Origin of the sequence: Micromonospora sp. WMMD1102, assembly GCF_029626265.1 — a bacterium.
Classification (GTDB): Bacteria; Actinomycetota; Actinomycetes; order Mycobacteriales; family Micromonosporaceae; genus Plantactinospora.
In genome coordinates this window covers 4139856-4158858 of sequence record NZ_JARUBN010000001.1, presented here as the reverse complement: position 1 = coordinate 4158858, position 19003 = coordinate 4139856, and the positions used below count along the sequence as shown (strand labels likewise).

Sequence of the window (19003 nt, the reverse complement as noted above, 5' to 3'; positions counted from 1 at the left end):
TCCGCTCGGCGGTGGGCGGGAGGCCGAGGTGGCGGACGCGTCAGCGCGGCAGCGGCGGCAGCTCGGCCACGGCCGTGCCGGGCGCACCGGTGGCGGCGTCGAGCAGCACCGGGTACGCCCGCAGCAGCTCCCCGACGAACGACGCGGTGAACCGGTCGGCGTCGTACTCGGCCGACACCGCGCCGTCCGCGGTGGACTCGTCGACCGACAGCGTCAGCTCGAACGCGCCGCCACCGATGTCGAGCGGGATCTCGGTCACCGTGCAGGACGGCAGAGTGAGTGTCCCGGCCGGCGCGTCCGCGGCCCGGTGGCTGAAACACACCTGCACCAGCGGCGGCCGGTCACCGTCCCGGGCCGGGGCGAGGTCGGCGACGAGCTGCTCGAACGGGAGGTCCTGGTGTTCGAGCACCCCGACCGTGGCCCGTCGGGTCCGGCGGACCAGTTCGGCGAAGGTGGGTGTCCCGGTCAGGTCGACCGGTACCGGCAGGGTGTCGACGAAGCGCCCGACGACCTCGGCGGTCCTCGAGTACTCCCGGTTCGCCACCGGGATGCCGACCAGCAGCCGCGGCACTCCCGCGTACCGGGCGAGCAGTGCGGCGTAGCCGGCGAGCAGTACGGCCGACGGTGTGGCGCGCTCCCGGCGGGCGAGGGCGTGCACCGCGTACCGGGTCGCCGGTGGGAGTGGCACGCCGAGCCGGCCGCCACGGCCGCGCGGCCCGGTCCGGACCGGGTCCGCAGCGTCACCCATGTCCGCCGGGTGCGGTCGCGGGTCGGCCAGGTCGAGGATCCGGGGTACGTCGGCGAGCGCCGACCGCCACCAGGCGCGCAGGTCGGCCCGACGGATGCCGCAGAGCTGGTGGCGCTGCCAGATCACCCAGTCGTGGTATCCGATCGCCGGTTCCGGCAGCCTGGTCGGGCCGTCCGCCAGCGCGCGGAGGTAGCCGAGCCCGAGGTCCCGCAGGATGATCTCGATCGACCGGCCGTCCCCGACGAGCGGATGGACCGCGACGGCGAAGAGGTGGCGGCGGGGCGCGAGTCGCAGCACCAGGAAGCGGACCGGTGTCCCGCCGACCAGGTCGAAGGGGGCCAGCACCGCCCGCTGCGCCTCGGCCAGCGCCCCGGCGAGCGGGGCCGGCCGGTCGCTGTGGTCGACGATCCGCAGCGGTACCGGGCCGGCGGGTTCGACCCGCTGCACCGGCCCGTCCGGGGCCGGCCGGAAGACGGTCCGCAGCGCCCCGTGCCGGCGTACCACCGCGGCCAGCGCGTGTCGCAGCGCGGCGAGCCGCAGGTCGCCGTCGACGTCGTAGCACCTGCCGAGCACGTGGCCGCGCCCGGTCGGGAGCCCGTCGGAGCCGGTCCGGAGCCCGTCGACGCGCAACAGCCCCAGCTGGGCGAAGGAGAGCGGGAAGGTCGGTGTCATCGCATCGACCATCACAAGATCGATTGGACGGAAACTGAAGGCGGACTGGACAGCCCAGCGTCCAGCCCGCCGCTGAGGTGCAAGGAAGGGCCCCCCGTTATCGCTTTTTGTTGTAGCGGGGGCCCTTCCTTGCACCTCACTGACCGACGTGGTCGGGAGTGTGGTGGTCGTCTGCCGGAGATCCGGTCGTTCGGGCCTGCGGCCGGAAGGCGGCCGGTACATTACGGGCTGTACGCCCGCAATCCGCGTCCCCGTTCGGAGGTGCGCGTGACGACGACCGGTAAGCGCCGACCGACTCCTGCGGACCCGAGCCCGGAACCGGTGCCGGCCGGCCGGACGCCGAGCGGGACGGACCGCGACCTGCCGCCCGAGCTGGGCCCGGACGCGATAGGCGTACTCGACGGATTGTCGTTCATGCTCTCCGACGCGCTCGGGGACGTGCCGCCCGGCTCGATCGGCGGGCTGGTCCACGAGGACACCCGGTTCCTGAGCCGCTGGCAGCTGCTGCTGGGCGGCGCCCGGCCGCTGCTGCTCGGGTCCAGCGCGGTCGACCCGTACTCGGCGGCCTTCTTCCTGGCCAACGCGGAACTGCCCGGCCTGCCCGCCAACCGGATCGGGATCCGCCGGCAGCGGTTCGTCGGCGAGGGAATGTTCGAACGGATCGCGGTGCAGTGCTTCGCCGACGAGGAGGTGTCGATCGAGCTACGGCTGGCGGTCGACGTCGACTTCGCCGACCTGTTCGAGATCAAGGAGCGGCTCCGGGACCGGTCCGGGCAGATCGTCCGGGACCACCTGGCCGACGGCTCCCGGCTCTGGTTCGGCTACCAGAACGGGGAGTTCGCCGTCCGTACCCAGGTGGTGGCGCTCCCGCCGGCCGACCGGGTGCACGGCGACGACCTGGTCTGGGACCTGGTGCTGCCCCCGGGGCAGGGCTGGCAGGTCGAGCTGCACGTCCCGCTGCGGTACGTCAACGTCGACGTGGTGCCGACCCGCCGCGAGTTCGGCGAGGTCTTCGCCGTCGACGGGAGGGACGACTCGACGAGCCGGTGGCGGGCCAGCCGGCCCGGCCTGCACGCCGACTCCGACCTGCTCTGCGACGTCTACCAGCAGTCCGTGGCCGACCTGGTCTCGATGCGGGTCGAGAAGGAGGTCTCCGGGCAGCGGGTGGTGATCACCGCCGCCGGGCTGCCCTGGTTCCTCACCCTCTTCGGGCGCGACTCGGTGATCACCGCGTACCAGGCGATGCTCGGTGGACACGAACTCGCCCGGGGCACCCTGCTCACCCTCGCCGAGCACCAGGCCACCGACCGGGACGACTTCACCGACCGGGAACCGGGAAAGATGCCGCACGAGTACCGCAGCGGCGAGTTGACCCGGCTCGGCGTGATGCCGCACAACCCGTACTACGGGGCCGCCGACACCACCCAGCTCTGGCTGGTGCTGCTCTCCGAGTACTGGCGCTGGACCGGGGACGACGAACTGCTGCACGAGCTGCGCGACAACGCGTACGCGGCGCTGCGCTGGATCGACGAGTACGGCGACGCCGACGGCGACGGCTACGTCGAGTACGCCACCCGGTCCAGTCAGGGACTCGGCAACCAGTGCTGGCGCGACTCCTGGAACGGGGTGCAGTCCGCCGACGGGACGATTCCGGTGCTGCCAATCGCCACCTGCGAGATCCAGGGCTACACCTACGACGCGAAGCTGCGGATGGCCGAACTCGCCGACGGCCCGTACGCGGACCCGGAGCTGGCCCGGCGACTCCGTGCCGAGGCCGCCGCGCTCGCCGAGCGGTTCGACCGGGACTTCTGGCTGGACGCGCGCGGCGGCTACTACGCCCTCGGCCTGGACGGCGACAAGCGACCCATCGACGCGATGACCTCGAACATGGGCCACCTGCTGTGGAGCGGCATCGTGCCGGCGGAACGGGCCGGGATCGTGGCCCGGCAGCTGATGTCCGACGAACTCTTCTCCGGCTGGGGTGTGCGTACGTTGTCGACCGCCGACCGTGGCTACAACCCGATCGGCTACCACCTCGGCACCGTCTGGCCGCACGACAACTCGCTCATCGCACACGGGCTGGCCCGGTACGGCTTCCGGGCGGAGGCGAACCGGATCGTCGTGGCGATGCTGGAGGCGGCCCGCTACTCCGACAACCGGCTGCCGGAGGCGTTCTCCGGCTACGACCGCTCGTTCGGCCGGGTGCCGGTGCCGTACCCGACCGCCTGCAACCCGCAGGCCTGGGCCAGCGCCGCCCCGCTGCTCTTCCTGCGGACCATGTTCGGCCTCCAGGCCGGGGACGGACGGTTCGTCCTGGACCCCGACGTGCCCGAGCGGCTCGGCCGGATCCAGCTCGACCGGGTGCAGGGCTTCGGTCGGTGCTGGGAGGTCGAGGCGAACGGCCGGCAGGGCCACCTGCGACTGGTGCCCTGAACCTGCACCCGGTGCCCCGAAGCCGCGACCGGTGCCCTCGAAGCCCGCGACCGGTGCCCTCGAAGCCCGTCGCTGGCGCTCGTGGTTGAAGGTGGCGATCCCGGGTAAGCCGGGCCATGCGTTCCGCCCGGCGCACTGTCGACCGCTTCGATCTCGACCAGGCCCGTATCGCCGAAGCTCTCGGTCAGTTACGCGACCGGGGTGAGGCTACCGTCCGGGACCGCTGGCACACCACCCGGTTCAACCTGGCGCTCGCCGTCCAGGCCGGGTTGGCCGCCGCGCTGGCCTGGATCGTCTCGCGTCATTTCCTCGGCAACCCCGATCCGGTCTTCGCGCCGATCGCCGCGATCGGCACCGTCGCCTCCTCGGTCGGCCAGCGGCTGCGGCGCAGCGTCGAACTGATCATCGGAGTGGCGGTGGGGATCGGCGTCGGCGACCTGCTGATCTTCGTCATCGGCAGCGGCGCCTGGCAGCTCGGGATCGTCGTGACCCTCGGCATCGTGCTGACCATCTTCCTCGGCGGCGGGCCGGCGGTGGTGAACCAGGCGGCGGCGACCGCGGTACTCATCGTCGCCCTCACCCCGGCGTCGCCGGACATCGAGTCGCTGCGGGTCATCGACGCGCTGGTCGGCGGCTTCATCGCCCTCGCGGTGATCGCGCTGCTGCTGCCGGTCAACCCGCTGCGGCTGGTCGACCGGGCGGCCCGGCCGGCACTGAACCGGCTCGCCGACCAGTTGTCGGAGACGGCCGAGGCGCTGGCTACCGACGACGCCACACGGGCCCAGCGGGCGCTGGAGCGGATGACCGAGATCGAGGAGTACATGGACGGTCTGGAGGAGGCGCTGCACGGCGGCCGGGAGACCACCATCCTCTCGCCGGCCCGTTGGCACCGCCGGGGTGCCCTCACCCAGTACTTCGAGGGCGCCGAGTTCATCAACCACGCCGTGCAGAACAGCGGCACCCTGGTACGCCGGGCGGTGACCGCACTGGAGGACGGCGAGCCCCGGCCGTCCTCGCTGCCGGAGGCGATCTCGGCCCTCGCCGACGCGGTCCGGATGCTCCGGCAGGACCTCGGCGTCGGTACCCTGCCCAAGTCCGCCCGGCAGTGCGCGCTCTCCGCCGTCAGCGCAGCCGGCCGGGCGTACGACGAGGGGGTCGGCTTCTCCGGCAGTGTGGTCGTGGCCCAGGTGCGCACCACCGCCAGCGACATTCTGCGGGCCACCGGGATCGAACGGGCCGAGGCCAACCGGCTGGTCCGGTGGGCGGTGGGCCGGGACGCGGCCCGGGAGGCACCGGTCGACGCGGAGTCCCTGCCCGAGTAGCGGCCATCGTCCCCCGAGGCGTTGCCGGACATCGCACTAGCGGGTCGGGCGACCGCGACGCCCGGCGGTTCGGGGGGCTGGCGGCGACCGGTCCAGCGCGGCCCGCAGCAGGGCGACCGCCGGTGGGATCTCGGCGTCGGTGATGTTGCCGTACCCGAGGACCAGCGCGGGTGACCCGGCCCGCTCCGCGCGGTAGGCGTCGAGGTCCACCAGACGAAGTCCGGCGACCGCCGCCCGGCCGACCACCGTCGCGGTGTCGGTACCGGCCGGCAGGTGCAACAGGATGTGCAGGCCGGCGGCGGTGCCGGCCACCTCGCCGTCCGGCACCCGGGCGGCGAGTTCCCGCACGAGTACGTCCCGGCGGGTGCGGAAGCGGCGGCGGGCGGCGCGCAGGTGCGTGTCGTACCAGCCGCGGTCGACGAAGGTGGCCAGGGCGAGCTGGTCCAGCACCGGCGGGGGTGCCGCGACGGCGTTCGCCGCCCCGAGCACCGACAGTAGGGCCGGCGGTGCGACGGTCCAGCCCAGGCCGAGGGCGGGCGACAGGGTCTTGCTGACCGAGCCGACCAGGAACACCCGGCGCGGATCGAGGCCCTGCATCACCGCGATCGGCCGGCGGTCGTAGCGGAACTCGGCGTCGTAGTCGTCCTCGACGACGTACCCGTCGACCGTCCGGGCCCAGCGGACCAGTTCGGCCCGCCGGTCGGGGCTGAGCACCGCCCCGGTCGGGAACTGGTGTGCCGCGCCGACCACCACGGCCCGGGTCCCGCCGGTCCGGTCCAGCTCGGCCACCCGTACCCCGTCCCGGTCCACCCCGACCGGCTGGATCCGCAGGCCGGCGCTGGTCGCCGCGTCCCGCAGCCGGCCCCAGCCCGGATCCTCCACCGCGATCCCGGTGACACCCTCGGCCCGCAGTGCCCGGCAGATCCGGAAAAGCCCGTCGGTGATGCCGGCGCAGACCAGCACCGACCCGGGCTGCGTGTCGGCCCCGCGCGAGCGCCGCAGGTACTCCGCCAGCGTGCCGCGCAGTCGCGGATGACCGGCCGGGTCGGGCGGGCCGAGGTCGTACCGCGCGGCCGAGCCGGTGACCGAGTGCACCGCCTCGGTCCACCGGCGGCGCGGGAAGGCCCGCAGGTCGGGCAGGCCGGGGGCCAGGTCGTAGCGGACCGGTTGCTGCGCCGGCCCCGGCACCGCGCGGCGGCGGGCCGGAGCGGTCTGCGGCGACCACGAGACCCGGGTGGCCGAACCGACCCGGGCCAGCAGGTATCCCTCGGCGACCAGCTGCGCGTACGCCTCGGTCACCACCCACCGCGAGCAGCCGAGATCCTCGGCGAGCGCCCGGCTGGGCGGTACGGCGGCACCGGTCGCCAGCCGGCCGTCCCGGATCGCTGCCCGCAGCGCCCGGGTCAGCCGGTCGTGCAGCGGTCGCCGGCCCCGGTCAGCGGAGTCGATCTCCAGCAGCGTCGCCCACGCCGAATTGGTCTGGGAATCTGGCACGGGATTGGAGCGTACCGCCCGTCCGATCGAGGTCTACCGTTTCCAGGCATGACCTACGACATCGTGCTCGGTGCCATGCTCTTCGGCACGGTCCAGGACGAGCGGACCTCCTTCGAGATCCTGGACCACTTCGTCGAGGCCGGCGGCACCTGGATCGATACCGCGAACTGCTACGCCTTCTGGGAGGACCCCAGCGGCTTCGGCGGGCAGAGCGAGGAACTGCTCGGGCGCTGGCTGGCCCGGCGCCCCGGGGTCCGGGACCGGATCAGGATCAGCACCAAGGTGGGCTGCGAACCGACCGAGGCGGGCCGGTTCCCGGAGACCGCCGAGGGGCTGTCGGCGTCGGTGGTCAAGAACGGCATCGAGGGCAGCCTCCGCCGGCTCGGCGTCGAGTACGTCGACCTGTACTGGGCGCACATGGAGGACCGCCGTACGCCGCTGGCGGAGACGGTCGTCGCCTTCGACGAACTCGTCTCCGCCGGTACCGTCGGCGCCCTCGGCTGCTCGAACTACGCGATCTGGCAGGTGGAGCGGGCCCGGGAGATCGCCCGGGTGAACGGGATGACCGGGTTCACGGCGGTGCAGCAGCACGTCACCTACCTCAGGCCCCGCCCCGGGACCCGGCCGACCGTGGCGCACCGGTTCGGCGCGGTGAGCGACGAGGTGGTCGACTATCTGGAGTGCGACCCGGAGATGTCGCTCTGGGCGTACACGCCGCTGCTCAGTGGCAGGTACACCCGGGCGGAGAAGCCGCTGCCGCCGGAGTACGAGCACCCGGGGACCGAGCGCCGGCTGGCGGTACTCGACGAGGTCGCCGCCGAGACCGGCACCACCCGCAACCACGTGGTGCTCTCCTGGCTGGCCGGTGGCAGCCCCGCCGCCGTCCCGATCGTCGGGGTGAGCAGCGTCGCCCAGCTGCGGGAGGCCCTCGACGGCGTGGCGCTGGTGCTCACCGCCGAGCAGCGGGCCCGGCTCGACGCCGCTACCTGACGCGGTCGCCGTCGCCCTGGGTGGCCGGCGGGATGGGGAAGTTGCGGTCGAAGACGTTGTCGGGATCGTAGGTCGCCTTGACCGCACGCAGCCGGCCGAGGGTGGGCTCGGGAAACGCGTCCAGCAGGCGCTCCGGGGCGGTGTCGGACTCGAAGCTGAGGTACATGCCGTCCAGGTGCGGACGGAGTTCGGCCCAGAGCCGGTCGAGCCGGGCCCGGCGCTCCGGGACGATGGCGGCGAGCACCGAGAAGTTCTGGCTCCGGTGCGGATAGGCGGTCTCGTCCCGGGCGACGTCGTTGACGGCTCCGCCGACCGAGCGGAACTGCACCACGAGTACGTCACCGGAGCGGATCATCTTCGCCAGCGCCGCCGCGGCCGGCTCGGTGAGGTGGTGCAGCAGGCCGCTGTGGCTGTCCGCCAGGCCCTGACCGTGGTGCTGGTTGCCGGGCGGGGCGACGATCGCCGGGTACCCGACGAGCTGCGCCTGCTGGTCGACGACCGGCCCGATCTCCAGGAACGGGCGGAGTGCCGCCTCGGCCGCCTCGACGTCGTCACCGGCGTAGACCAGGGTCACCTGCGCCATCGGTGGGTTGCCGCGCCGGCCGGGGAAGAGCGAGAGGAAGCTGGTGATCTCCCGGGGGGATTCCTCGACCAGCGCGCCCCAGCGCCGCAGCAGCTCGGCCGGTTCCGAGGCGTCCACGACGAGCTGGGCGTAGACGACGTCGCCGACCTCGTACGCCTCCAGTTCCAGGGCGGTGACGACGCCGAAGTTGCCGCCGGCACCGCGTACCGCCCAGAACAGGTCGGGGTGGTGGTCCCGGTCGACCCGGAGCAGCCGCCCGTCCGCGGTGACGAGTTCGGCGGCGACGACGTGGTCGACGGTCAGGCCGTGCTTCCGGGCCAGGTATCCGATCCCGCCGGTGGTGGCCAGGCCGCCGACGCCGACGTCGCCGTAGTCGCCGGAGCTCATCGCCAGGCCGTACGGGGCGAGGGCTTGGGCGACCTGCCCCCACCGGGCACCCGGTTCCAGCCGGATCCGCCGGGTGGCCCGGTCGAGCACCTCGATCCGGTTCAGCTTCGACAGGTCCAGCAGGATGCCGCCGTCGTTGGTGGACCGGCCGCTTATGCCGTGCCCGCCGCTGCGTACCGAGATCGTCGTCCGCTGGGCGCGGGCGTAGGCCAGCGCCTCGGCCACCTCGGCGGCGTTGCCCGGCCGGAGTACCAGGGCGGGGGAGCCCTGGTGGCTGTAGCTGTGCCGGACGCGCTCGTACCCGGCGTCGCCCGGCTCCACCGCGCGGTCGGCCAGCGACGACGGCAACGCCTCGTAGTCGACGCCCGGGTGCCGCCTGGCCAGCGCGACGGCCGGTCGGACCGGCCCGGTCGGGGTTCCGCTCTTGCGGCGTTCGGTGGCGACCGCCTCGCGCAGCGCCGGCGCCACCTCCTGGCCGAACAACTGGAGCAGCCGGGGGTCGTCCTGGCCGATCAGGAAGGCGCTGAATCCCTCGTCCAGGACGAGCGGCAGGAGCTGGTCGACCCACTGCTCCGGTGGCCCCTGGAGGAAGCCGTCCCCGGCGGGGGAGGAGCCGACCCGCATGACGTTGAGCAGCCGGCGGATCTGGCGCGGGTCACGCCCGGCACCGACGGCCGCCTCGTCGATCATCCGGTTCGCGGTGACCCGGTCGGGGGTGTCGAGGTATTCCCGTGTCGGCAGCCAGCCGTCGCCCTTGCGCCCGGTCAGCGCCAGCATCCTGGGCTTGTACGCGCCCAGCCAGATCCCGATCTCGTGGGCCGGCGCGGGTCCACGGCGCATCCCGGGTACCGGATAGTGCTCGCCGGGCAGCCGCAGCGGTCCGGCCGTGCCGGTGTCCCACACCCCCCGCAGCAGGTCGATCGCCTCGCTCAGGGCCGCCACCCCCGGGCCGGGGCCGAGCCGGCGGCCACCCATGCCCTCGATCGCGTCCCAGAACGCCCCGGCACCGAGGCCGAGTTCGAACCGCCCGCCGGAGAGCAGGTCGAGGCTGGCGGCGGCCCGGGCCAGCACGGCCGGCGGGCGCAGTGGCAGGTTCAACACGTTGGCCGAGACCCGGATCCGCTCGGTGCGGGCGGCGACCCAGCTCAGCAGGGTCCAGGTGTCCAGGAAGCCTGGGTTGTAGGGATGGTCCTGGAAGGTGACCAGGTCTAGCCCGGCCGACTCGGCCAGCTCGGCGAGCCGCACCGCCCGGTCAGGTGTCTGCGCGCTGGGTGTGACGAATGCCCCGAACAGCAGTTCGTGCCCGTAGTCAGGCATCAGGTGTACCTCCGTGCCCCGTCGGTTGCCGACCGGAAGTCTAGGCGGGATATCTTCTGTTGCCCAACTGTTATGGCAGGCAACATATTACGTGGCGGATGGAATCCCGCCCGCTCTCCGGCAGGTCGTCAGCCGAGCGCGAGCACGCCGTAGTGGTCGAGGCGGTCGACGGTGACCGACAGCCGGCCGTGCCGGCAGGACCAGGCCGGCGCCCGCGACCCCGCGAAGTCCGGCGAGACCAGCGTGATCCGCCGGGGGCAGGACGGCAGGTCGACCCGTACGCCGACACCGGTCTGCGGCACGATCCCCCGGTCGTAGTTGTGGTTGACCAGGTGCAGCGTCCGGTTGCCGGTGCCGCGCTGCACGAGCAGGCTCACCGCGACGCCGGCCACCCCGACCCGCACGCCCTGCGGCCCGTGGTCGTTGTCCCGGAACAGCGCCCGGTGTGCCCGGTAGAACCCGGCGTACGCCCTGAAGAAGTCCAGCATCCCGGCCTGCTCCGCCGTCGGGCCGCCCACGGTGTCCTTGAGGTGGAAGGACGGGAAGAGCCCGTTCGCGTACGCCTCGGCGCCGAAGATCTGCCAGTAGTCCCGCTTCTCGGCCACCGGCAGGTTCTGGTAGTCGGTCATCATGTCGGACGGCCAGTCGATGAAGACCGCCACCGGCACGTCACCGGCGATCTCGCGGTTCTTCTCCTTCAGGTAGCGGTAGTTGGCCTGCAACGACCTGGCCCCGTCGAGGTGGCCGTCGACCACCGGGACGTAGTCGGCGCCCCGGAAGTCGGGAGTCTGCTCGTCCGGGTTCCACGGGTACATCCCGACACTGTTGAAGTCCACGTACGGCAGCAGCCCGTTGGAGCTGACCAGCAGGTGCCGCCGGCCCGTCCGCCGGGCGTACCCGCGCAGCTCGTCCACCATCTCCTTCCAGTACCGGCGCAGGTAGCTGGCGGTGAAGGAGTGGTCGTCGGCGTACATCCGGTTCGCGGTCACCCGCCCCCACTCGGCGGCCATCGGGTTGCCGCTGTTCAACGGGTCGAGGTGCCAGCCGTTGCTCCGCAGGTAGTCGCGGTAGTTGAAGTTGCGACCCAGGTCGTCGGCGGGTACGTCGGCACGGGGCAGGTTGTCGTCGGTCATCCCGAACCGGGACCTCCAGTCGGCGGCCGTGTGCGCCGGGTACTTCGCCAGCAGGTACCGGTTGAAGTCGGCGAGGGCGTGGTCGTCGAAGCCCTCGTTGCCGTTGAAGCCGTACTTCTGCCCGCCGCTGAACCCGGCGTTCACCTCGTCGAGGTTGATCCCGTCCACCCCGCCGTCGATCTGGATCTTCGCCCAGCCGAGCAGGTAGTCCCGGTATCTCGGGTTGAAGATGTTGCCCCGCCGGGCCGGTGTCGGGAAGCCGAATTCGTCGTGCGGCACCGGGTTGTTCTCGGCGTCCCGGGTCGACATGTCGTCGAAGATCTCCGGGCTGGCGAAGTCGTGCGGGAAGATGACGCTGGCCGCCCCGCTGCCCATGAAGGCGATGCCCCTGGCGTGGTAGCGCCGGATCTGCGTGAAGTCGTAGTCGGCCGCCTCGTCACCGCTGGTGGACCACTTCCCGATCGCCCGGATGGTGACGTCCGGGACGAGTTCGTAGACCTGCGGGTCCTCCTCGTCCACCTCGGACTGGCTGAAGCCGAAGACGGCGAAGTCGGCCGCCTGGAGCCGGCCGGCGGGCTCTCCGGACCCGGCCGCTGCGGCGGTGGGCTGCACCGGCGGCAGCAGCGCCAGCGCGAGTACGGCGGCGCAGGGTGCCCAGCGCCCTGTTCCGGATCGCCGTGACATCGGGTACCTCCTCCGGCCCGCATCCGAGGCGCCGGCCGCCGGCCCGGCGTCGTACTCCGGACGGCGGGGCATCGCGAGCATATGCGGGTACCGTCGAGATTGAAAGTCGTCGATCGGTGGCCTGGCCGTAGGTGCGGGCCGGTCCGGCTAACGCGGTTCGGTGCCGCAGTTGTTGCTGGTCCGGGTGACCGTGTACTCGCGGTCGTCGTGGGTGATGCCGGACGGCTCACCGTCGAAGTACGCCTCCACCTTCTGCCAGCCCTGATGCTGCTCGTAGTGCAGGTGCGGGGCGCCGGAGTTGCCGGTGCTGCCGACCAGCCCGATCTGCTCGCCCTGCTCCACCCGCTGACCGACCCGGACCAGCGGCGGTTCGAGCAGGTGCAGGTACTGCGTCTCCCACTTGCCGCCGTGGTCGATCTTCACCCAGTAGCCGCCGCCCCGGCCGCGCGGACCGTCCGGGCTCTCCGGGGTACGCCCGCCGAGCGAACCGTTGATCCCGGCCACCGTGACCCGGCCGCCGTACGACGCCAGCACCGGCCGCCCCCACGCCTCGCCCCGGACGGGGAAGAGGTCGACGTCGAAGTCGTCGTGCCCGGGATAGGTGCCGAGCTCCCACTGTTCGCCACAGGCGACCGGCAGTTGGAAGAGCGGGCGCGGACCGGGCGGTCGCAGCAGCACCACCGCGACCACGGCCGCCGCGAGCAGGGCCACCACCGAGGCGACCGCGGCGAGGACCAGCAGGATCCGGGTGCTGCGGCTGCGGGGCCGGCGGTCGCGGCGTCTGGTGGGCTGGCCGGTCGTCACCGCCCCGAGGATGGCAGACGGCGGCAACCGGTCGGCGTCCGGGTGGTTCGGCGCACCGGTCAGCCGTCTGTGGCATCCCTGGCGTACCGGCCGGGGGAGAGCCCGAGGATGCGCTTGAAGTGCCGGTTCAGATGCGCCTGGTCGTAGAAGCCCGCCTCGGCGGCGGCCACGGTGATCGGCAGTCCCGCCCGGATCAGCGACTTGGCCCGGCGCACCCGGACCGAGGTCTGGTATGCGTGCGGCGGCATCCCCACCGCCGAACGGAACACCCGGGACAGGTGGAACGGGCTGAGCCCGGCGAACGCGGCCAGCGCCTCCAGGGTCACGTTCCGGTCCAGGTGCTCGCGCAGGTACTCCCTGCTGCGGCGTACCGCCCCGGGCTCCCGGCCGGGCGACCTGGGTGCCCGCACCGGTGCCGAGTGCCGGGCCACCAGCAGCACCAGGGCCTCGACCAGGCACTCCTCCCGCTCCAGCCGGTTCGCCTGCACCGACTCGGAGAGCAGGTGGAATCGGCGCAGCCGGTCCACCACCGCCCGGTCCCGTACGACGTCCGCGCCGAACGCCGGCATCCCGCGCCGGTCGCCGGGGAACTCCGCCACGACCTTCCCGAACAGCTCGGGACCGGGGTAGAGAGCCCGGTAGCTCCAGGACGACTCCGCCGGTGGACCTCCGGCGTGCGCCTCCTCCGGATTGAGCGCGATCACGTCACCCGGACCGATGACGTGGCGCTCGCCCCGGTAGGTCGGTCTGGCCAGCCCGTCCTCGGTCAGGGCGAGGAAGAACTCCTCGTGCGCGTGCGGTCGGAACTCGAACTCGCTGATGGTGGCCCGGAACAGTTCCAGGCCGCCCAGATCCGCCACCCGCCACATCCGGGCCGGACCGGCTCCGGTCCCGGCACCGGAGCCGCCGGAAGCGCTCACCACGACATCGAGCCTAGTACCGCACGTGATCCCAGTCGACGCGAACCTCGGCCTTCCGGCGTTCCGATTACAGGATCAACATCACGAGGAGGTGACGGGCGTCGTTCCGCTGATCCGAGCCACGTGGCGTCATTCGCAGGGCTGTACGGGGAACGAGCGTGACGTGTGGCGGATGTCAGGTGGGAGACACGGACCGAGGATGGCGTGACCAGCGTCAGTGCGCTAAGAACAGATGATGGCAGGAGTATCAGCTCGGTGGTGGCGACTCAAGGGCGCCATACGTCTGTTCTTCTACGATTTCCGCATCGCACGCGGAGGCCCGCGAAGAAGGCGTCGTCTGTGGCAGAGCTTTTCGGTTCTGCTGGGTGCGGCATTCCTCCTGGCGGCCAGTGGTGCCTACGCGTACGCAATCTTGCGCGCCCCTCGGTTGCTCGATCCGCAACAGGTTGAGCAGGCGACACCGGATGCCGTATTGAACGCGCAGCACAACGCTCGCCTACTGGTGGTGTCGATCGGCGGGGCCGTGGTCGTCTCTGTCGGCCTGCTCTATACGGCGCGGAACTATCGACTTGCCCGAAGGGGACAGGTCACGGACCGGTTCACCAAGGCACTTGAGCGGCTCGATTCCGACGAAATCCATATCCGAATCGGCGGCGTCCACGCACTGGTGCACGTCCTGCGCGACTCGGCTATCCACCACAGTGACACCGTGGAGGTGCTGATCGCATTCATCCGGAACCGGTGCCGTCAGGCCGAGACGCTGCGCGCCCGCGAACGGGACCCATCAGACAGCGTCGACCTTCCGCTGGAACTGGAAGCGGACGTAGGTGCGGGCATGGGTGCGCTGGCTTATCGCCCGGTGCGGCGGTCGAGAGAGTTCGGTGGCCTAGACCTACGGAGCTTGTGCCTCGACAATCTCGTGGTCCCCCAGGCGGACTTCCGAAACGCCGACCTGTCCGGAAGTAGCCTCCGGGAGGCGATTTTGAACGGCAGTAGACTTCAGGATTCGGATCTTAGCCGGACAACGCTGACCAGTTGCACGCTTGCCGGAAGTAGACTTGAACGCGCGAATCTGCGACATGTGGACGCCGCCAACGGAGTGCTGTTCGGAGCGGCTCTCAGCGGAGTGGACCTATATCGGTCGATCCTGGTGGGCGGCGACCTCTCCTTCGCTACCTGCCTAGGTGCAAACCTGGCGGAATCCGTCTTGAGGAACGCGTACCTCTCATTCTCGGATCTCCAGTTGACGGATCTGTCAAAGGCGGACCTGAGCGGGGCCAGATTGAACCGCTGCCGCCTCCACGGCGCCAACCTCAGCTATGCGTCGCTCGCGGATGCAGAGGCACGGGATTCACATTTCGACGCAGCGAACCTGGCCTACATGCGCGCACATTCTGCCAACTTCAGCTTTTCTCGATTCAACCAGGCAGTCCTCCGCAGCGCCAGCCTGCGTGGATCGCGCTTCTTCGGCTGCAAGATGCGTGGCGTCGACCTGGGTGAAGCCGACCTGACCGGATCGGCCCTGGTTGGTGTCGACCTTGCTGGTGCGGACCTCTCGGGTGCGTCACTGAAGAATGCGGATCTGCGCCATGCGAGACTGTGCGATGCGGGGGGCAGGAATACTGCCCGCGGGGTGACATTTCGCAGCTCGCGGAGGCTCGAATCGACGCGACCACCCGACTGCCGCCCTCCCTGTCCGCAGCTCGCCAGAACCGTATGTCGAATTTCGTGGCCTCAGCCAAGAACCTCGACGGGGAACGCCTTGTGGTCGATCCGTAGCCAACGCGGGGCCTGTCGCAGACGGCGTGGATTGCCCGCGCCGGTGCAGCAATCCCGTCCAAGACCCGCACACCGGCTCCGCCCTAGCGTCCTTCGGGTGCACGTCCGCAGTGGATCGGAGGACCAGCAGGTGACGACAGAACCGAATACCAGAACCCGGCCGCCGGGCCGGAGCCCCGACGAACTGCTCGACCGTACGGCGCGGATCGCGGCCGACTGGCTCCGGTCGCTGGACCGGCGGCCGGTGGCCGGACCGGCCACCGTGGACGAGCTGCGCTCCCGGTTCGCCGCCCCACTTCCGGACAACCCCGCCGACCCTCTGCTGGTGCTGGAGGAGCTGGCCAGGGATGCCGGGCCGGGACTGCTGGGCATCCCGTCCGGGCGCTACTTCGGCTTCGTCATCGGCGGGGGACTTCCGGCCGCCGTCGCCGCCGACTGGCTCACCTCGGTCTGGGACCAGTGCCCCGGCTTCTACGCCTGCGGTCCGGCGGCCTCGGTGGTGGAGGAGGTGACCGGGGCCTGGCTGGCGGATCTGCTCGGACTGCCGGCGTACGCCTCGTTCGCCTTCGTGACCGGCTGCCAGGCGGCCCACCTCACCGGCCTGGCTGCGGCCCGGCACCACGTGCTGAGCGCCGTGGGCTGGGACGTCGAGGAACACGGCCTGGCCGGCGCCCCGCCGATCCGGGTCGTCGCCGGGGCCCGACGCCACGTCAGTGTCGACCGGGTCCTGCGGTTCCTGGGCATCGGCCGGGCGGCCCTGCGGATCGTCCCGGCCGACCGCGCCGGCCGGCTGGACGTCACCGAGCTGGCGGCGGCGCTCGGCACAGCCACTGGGCCGACGATCGTCTGTGCCCAGGCCGGCGAGGTGAACACCGGGGCGGTGGACGACTTCGACCGGATCGCCGACCTCACGGCCGGACGGGGCGCCTGGCTGCACGTCGACGGCGCCTTCGGGATGTGGGCCGCGGCCAGCCCCGAACTGCGGCACCTGGTCCGGGGAATCGAGCGGGCCGACTCCTGGGCGTTCGACGCGCACAAGTGGCTGAACGTGCCGTACGACAGCGGCCTGGCCTTCTGCGCCCACCCCGACGCCCACCGGGCCGCGATGTCCGCCACCGCCGACTACCTGGTGCAGGGCGGGCCGGGGCAGCCCCGGGACGCGGTGGACTGGACGCCGGCCTTCTCCCGGCGGGCCCGCGGGTTCGCCGTCTATGCCGCGCTGCGGTCGCTCGGCCGGCGTGGCGTGGCGGAGCTGGTCGAGCGGTGCTGTGCGCACGCCCGCCACTTCGCCGCCGAGGTGGCCACGCTGCCGGGCTGCACGGTGCTGAACGAGGTCGTACTCAACCAGGTGCTCTTCCGGTTCGACGACGACCGGACGACGGACCGCGTGCTGCACCGGGTCAACGAGAGCGGCGAGGCGTGGCTCAGCGGCACCAGGATCGAGGGGCGGCGGGCGATCCGGCTGTCGGTCAGCAACTGGCAGACCGGCGACAGCGACATCGCGCGGGCGCTCGCGGCGTTCCGCGCCGCCGCCGACGTGCCCGTCCGCCGCTGACCCGGCCGCTCCGGCTCCCCCCGTGGTGTTGCGTCGGCCTGGCCGTGCCGCGCGGGCCACCGCCGCGCCGTGGGCCGGCCGTGCCGCCTTTGCTCTCCGGGCCGGAATGTCCTATGGTCCTATTTGATGTAGCCGACTCCTTCCCCCGTGGGAGCCGGCTACATCCTTTACAGGGGTCGTCACCCGGCGCGGTCGGCCGGATCGTCACGTCTGGACGGAAGCCTGAGCATGCCGGACAACCCGCCCGCCCGGCCCCGGGTCTCGTCCGGAGCGCTGTTCGTGGACGACGACGGCCGGATACTGCTGGTGGATCCGACCTACAAGGCGTTCTGGAACGTGCCGGGTGGTGCCGTCGACGTCGGCGAGTCACCCCGGGCGGCCTGCCGCCGGGAGGTACGCGAGGAACTCGGGCTCGACGTCGCCGTCGGTGCCCTGCTGGTGGTCGCCTGGACGGCGGAAAGTCCGGACGGGCGAGTCTTCTTCGTCTTCGACGGCGGCACACTTCCGCCGCAGCGGCGGGCGGCGATCGTACCGGCCCCCGGAGAACTCGCCGGGTACGCCTTCGTGTCACCGGCCCGGGCCCGGTCCCTGCTCGCCGAGCCGCGCCGGGCCCTGCTGGCCGAGGTGCTGCGGGCCCGCGCCGAGGGCCTGACCCGGTATGTCGAGCTGCCGCAGACCACCTGAGCCCGACCGACCGCCCTGCCCGCGATCCACCGTCCACATCAGCCTGAGTCCGACGCTCCGGCTCGGCCGGCGGCCGCACGGCGTGGTCGTGGAACTCGATCTCTACGGTGATCCGCCGGTATCGTGGCAGGCCCCCGTCCATGCCGTGTTCCGGGCCGCCGTCGACGACAGCCACCGCCGCGACCTCTGTCGCTTGCCACCCCTGGGAGCCGCCCCGTGACCCTGCCATCGCCTGACGCGACCCCGGAATGGTTCGGCACCGCCGCCGAGGTGCTGCCGGACGACGCCGAGCAGAGTGTCCTGGTCGGCCGGATCTGGGATCCCTCCGTCGGTGGGCCGTCGCCGGTGGTCGTCCGCGACGGGGACGTCTTCGACGTCAGCGCCGAGTTCGCCACCGTCCGCGACATCTGCGAGCTGCCCGAACCCGCCGACGCGGTCGCCGGGCTCACCGGCCGGCGGGTCGGCGATCTCGCGGAACTGCTGGCCAACACCGGCCGGGCCGACCGGGAAGCCGACCGGCCGTGGCTGCTCGCACCGGTCGACCTCCAGGCGTTGAAGGCTGCCGGGGTGACCTTCGCGGTGTCGTTGGTGGAGCGGGTGATCGAGGAGCGGGCTCGGGGTGACCTGGGGCGTGCCGCGGAGATCCGGCAGCGGCTGCTTGCCGAGGTCGGCGCGGATCTGGCGGAGTTGGTGCCGGGTTCGGCGGAGGCGGTGCGGTTGAAGGAGCTGCTGGTCGCGGAGGGGATGTGGAGTCAGTACCTGGAGGTGGGGATCGGGCCGGATGCCGAGATTTTCACCAAGGGGCAGGTTCTTTCGGCGGTGGGTACGGCGGTGCCGGTGGGGGTGCTGGCCAGGTCGACCTGGAACAATCCGGAGCCTGAGGTGGCGCTGCTGGTCTCGTCTGCCGGGCGGGTCGTCGGGGCGACGCTGGCCAACGACGTGAATCTGCGGGACGTGGAGGGCCGGTCGGCGCTGTTGTTGCCGATGGCGAAGGACAACAACGCCTCGGGTGCGGTCGGTCCACTGATTCGGTTGTTCGACGATCGGTTCGACCTGGCTCGGGTGCGTGCTGCGACCGTGGTGTTGGAGATCGAGGGCGCGGACGGGTTCCGGCTGGACGGTGTTTCGGAGATGTCGTCGATGTCGCGTGATCCGGAGGCGTTGGTGGAACAGCTGGTTGGTCCGCACCATCAGTATCCGGACGGTGTGGTGCTGATGTTGGGCACGATGTTCGCGCCGATCCAGGATCGGGATCGTCTGGGGGAGGGGTTCACGCACAAGGTCGACGACGTCGTACGGATCAGCTCGCCCCAGCTCGGCACCCTGGTCAACCGGGTCCGGCACAGCGAGGACTGCGAGCCGTGGGACTTCGGGGTCCGCGACCTGATGGGCAACCTGGCCCGCCGGGGACTGCTCTGAACGTCCGCCCTCGCGGCGGTGGCAGCCCGCCGGAACGACTCCGGAACGCCCGGGGCCCGGTGCGGAGGCCGGCCGCCTC

At 71.9% G+C, this 19003-nt stretch carries 12 protein-coding genes; 6 read left to right on the top strand and 6 right to left on the bottom strand.

What is annotated here, in order from left to right; translation table 11 throughout:
* Positions 1–40: 40 nt before the first annotated feature.
* On the bottom strand, positions 41–1420 hold the full coding sequence (locus tag O7626_RS18440) for a condensation domain-containing protein (protein ID WP_278062402.1): 1380 nt from the start codon (positions 1418–1420) through the stop codon (positions 41–43).
* 267 nt (positions 1421–1687) lie between these two features.
* On the opposite strand from O7626_RS18440, the gene O7626_RS18435 reads away from it, so the two are divergent.
* Both O7626_RS18435 and O7626_RS18430 read left to right on the top strand, forming a co-directional pair.
* Positions 1688–3853 carry a glycogen debranching N-terminal domain-containing protein gene (locus O7626_RS18435; RefSeq protein WP_278062401.1) on the top strand — a complete coding sequence of 722 codons (2166 nt, stop codon included), beginning with the start codon at positions 1688–1690 and terminating at the stop codon, positions 3851–3853.
* Positions 3854–3969: 116 nt separating this feature from the next.
* On the top strand, positions 3970–5175 hold the full coding sequence (locus O7626_RS18430; RefSeq protein WP_278062400.1) for an FUSC family protein: 1206 nt from the start codon (positions 3970–3972) through the stop codon (positions 5173–5175).
* A 36-nt stretch (positions 5176–5211) separates the two neighbouring features.
* Here the strand turns inward: O7626_RS18430 and O7626_RS18425 are convergent, their stop codons facing one another.
* Positions 5212–6669, bottom strand: a complete 1458-nt coding sequence (locus O7626_RS18425; RefSeq protein WP_278062399.1) for a PLP-dependent aminotransferase family protein — start codon at positions 6667–6669, stop codon at positions 5212–5214.
* Between the two features lie 48 nt (positions 6670–6717).
* Between O7626_RS18425 and O7626_RS18420 the strand changes: the two genes are divergently transcribed.
* Entirely contained in the window at positions 6718–7659 is a 942-nt protein-coding gene (locus tag O7626_RS18420; protein WP_278062398.1) for an aldo/keto reductase, read from the top strand.
* Here the strand turns inward: O7626_RS18420 and O7626_RS18415 are convergent.
* From O7626_RS18415 to O7626_RS18400, 4 genes are all read right to left on the bottom strand, one after another.
* Positions 7652–9946, bottom strand: coding sequence for an LLM class flavin-dependent oxidoreductase (locus O7626_RS18415; protein WP_278062397.1), 2295 nt, complete (start codon positions 9944–9946; stop codon positions 7652–7654). The two genes, O7626_RS18420 and O7626_RS18415, sit on opposite strands and share 8 nt — an antisense overlap.
* 128 nt (positions 9947–10074) lie before the next feature.
* Positions 10075–11763, bottom strand: coding sequence for a hypothetical protein (locus O7626_RS18410; RefSeq protein ID WP_278062396.1), 1689 nt, complete (start codon positions 11761–11763; stop codon positions 10075–10077).
* Positions 11764–11910: 147 nt separating this feature from the next.
* Positions 11911–12567 (bottom strand): M23 family metallopeptidase, encoded by a 657-nt coding sequence (locus tag O7626_RS18405; RefSeq protein WP_278062395.1) that lies wholly within the window; start codon positions 12565–12567, stop codon positions 11911–11913.
* 59 nt (positions 12568–12626) lie between these two features.
* A complete protein-coding gene (locus O7626_RS18400) occupies positions 12627–13490 on the bottom strand; it encodes an AraC family transcriptional regulator (protein ID WP_278062394.1) in 864 nt (287 codons plus the stop codon).
* 1906 nt (positions 13491–15396) lie between these two features.
* On the opposite strand from O7626_RS18400, the gene O7626_RS18395 reads away from it, so the two are divergent.
* From O7626_RS18395 to O7626_RS18385, 3 genes are all read left to right on the top strand, one after another.
* Positions 15397–16821, top strand: a complete 1425-nt coding sequence (locus O7626_RS18395) for a pyridoxal-dependent decarboxylase (RefSeq protein ID WP_278062393.1) — start codon at positions 15397–15399, stop codon at positions 16819–16821.
* Between the two features lie 228 nt (positions 16822–17049).
* On the top strand, positions 17050–17505 hold the full coding sequence (locus O7626_RS18390; RefSeq protein ID WP_278062392.1) for an NUDIX hydrolase: 456 nt from the start codon (positions 17050–17052) through the stop codon (positions 17503–17505).
* 216 nt (positions 17506–17721) lie between these two features.
* On the top strand, positions 17722–18924 hold the full coding sequence (locus O7626_RS18385) for a fumarylacetoacetate hydrolase family protein (RefSeq protein ID WP_278062391.1): 1203 nt from the start codon (positions 17722–17724) through the stop codon (positions 18922–18924).
* Positions 18925–19003: the final 79 nt, after the last annotated feature.

Excerpts from the sequence above, each read along its gene's own strand:
- O7626_RS18415 (WP_278062397.1), bottom strand. The coding sequence starts at position 9,946 with ATGCCTGACTACGGGCACGAACTGCTGTTCGGGGCATTCGTCACACCC.
- O7626_RS18430 (WP_278062400.1), top strand. The coding sequence starts at position 3,970 with ATGCGTTCCGCCCGGCGCACTGTCGACCGCTTCGATCTCGACCAGGCC.
- O7626_RS18410 (WP_278062396.1), bottom strand. The coding sequence starts at position 11,763 with ATGTCACGGCGATCCGGAACAGGGCGCTGGGCACCCTGCGCCGCCGTA.
- O7626_RS18390 (WP_278062392.1), top strand. The coding sequence starts at position 17,050 with ATGCCGGACAACCCGCCCGCCCGGCCCCGGGTCTCGTCCGGAGCGCTG.
- O7626_RS18440 (WP_278062402.1), bottom strand. The coding sequence starts at position 1,420 with ATGACACCGACCTTCCCGCTCTCCTTCGCCCAGCTGGGGCTGTTGCGC.
- O7626_RS18420 (WP_278062398.1), top strand. The coding sequence starts at position 6,718 with ATGACCTACGACATCGTGCTCGGTGCCATGCTCTTCGGCACGGTCCAG.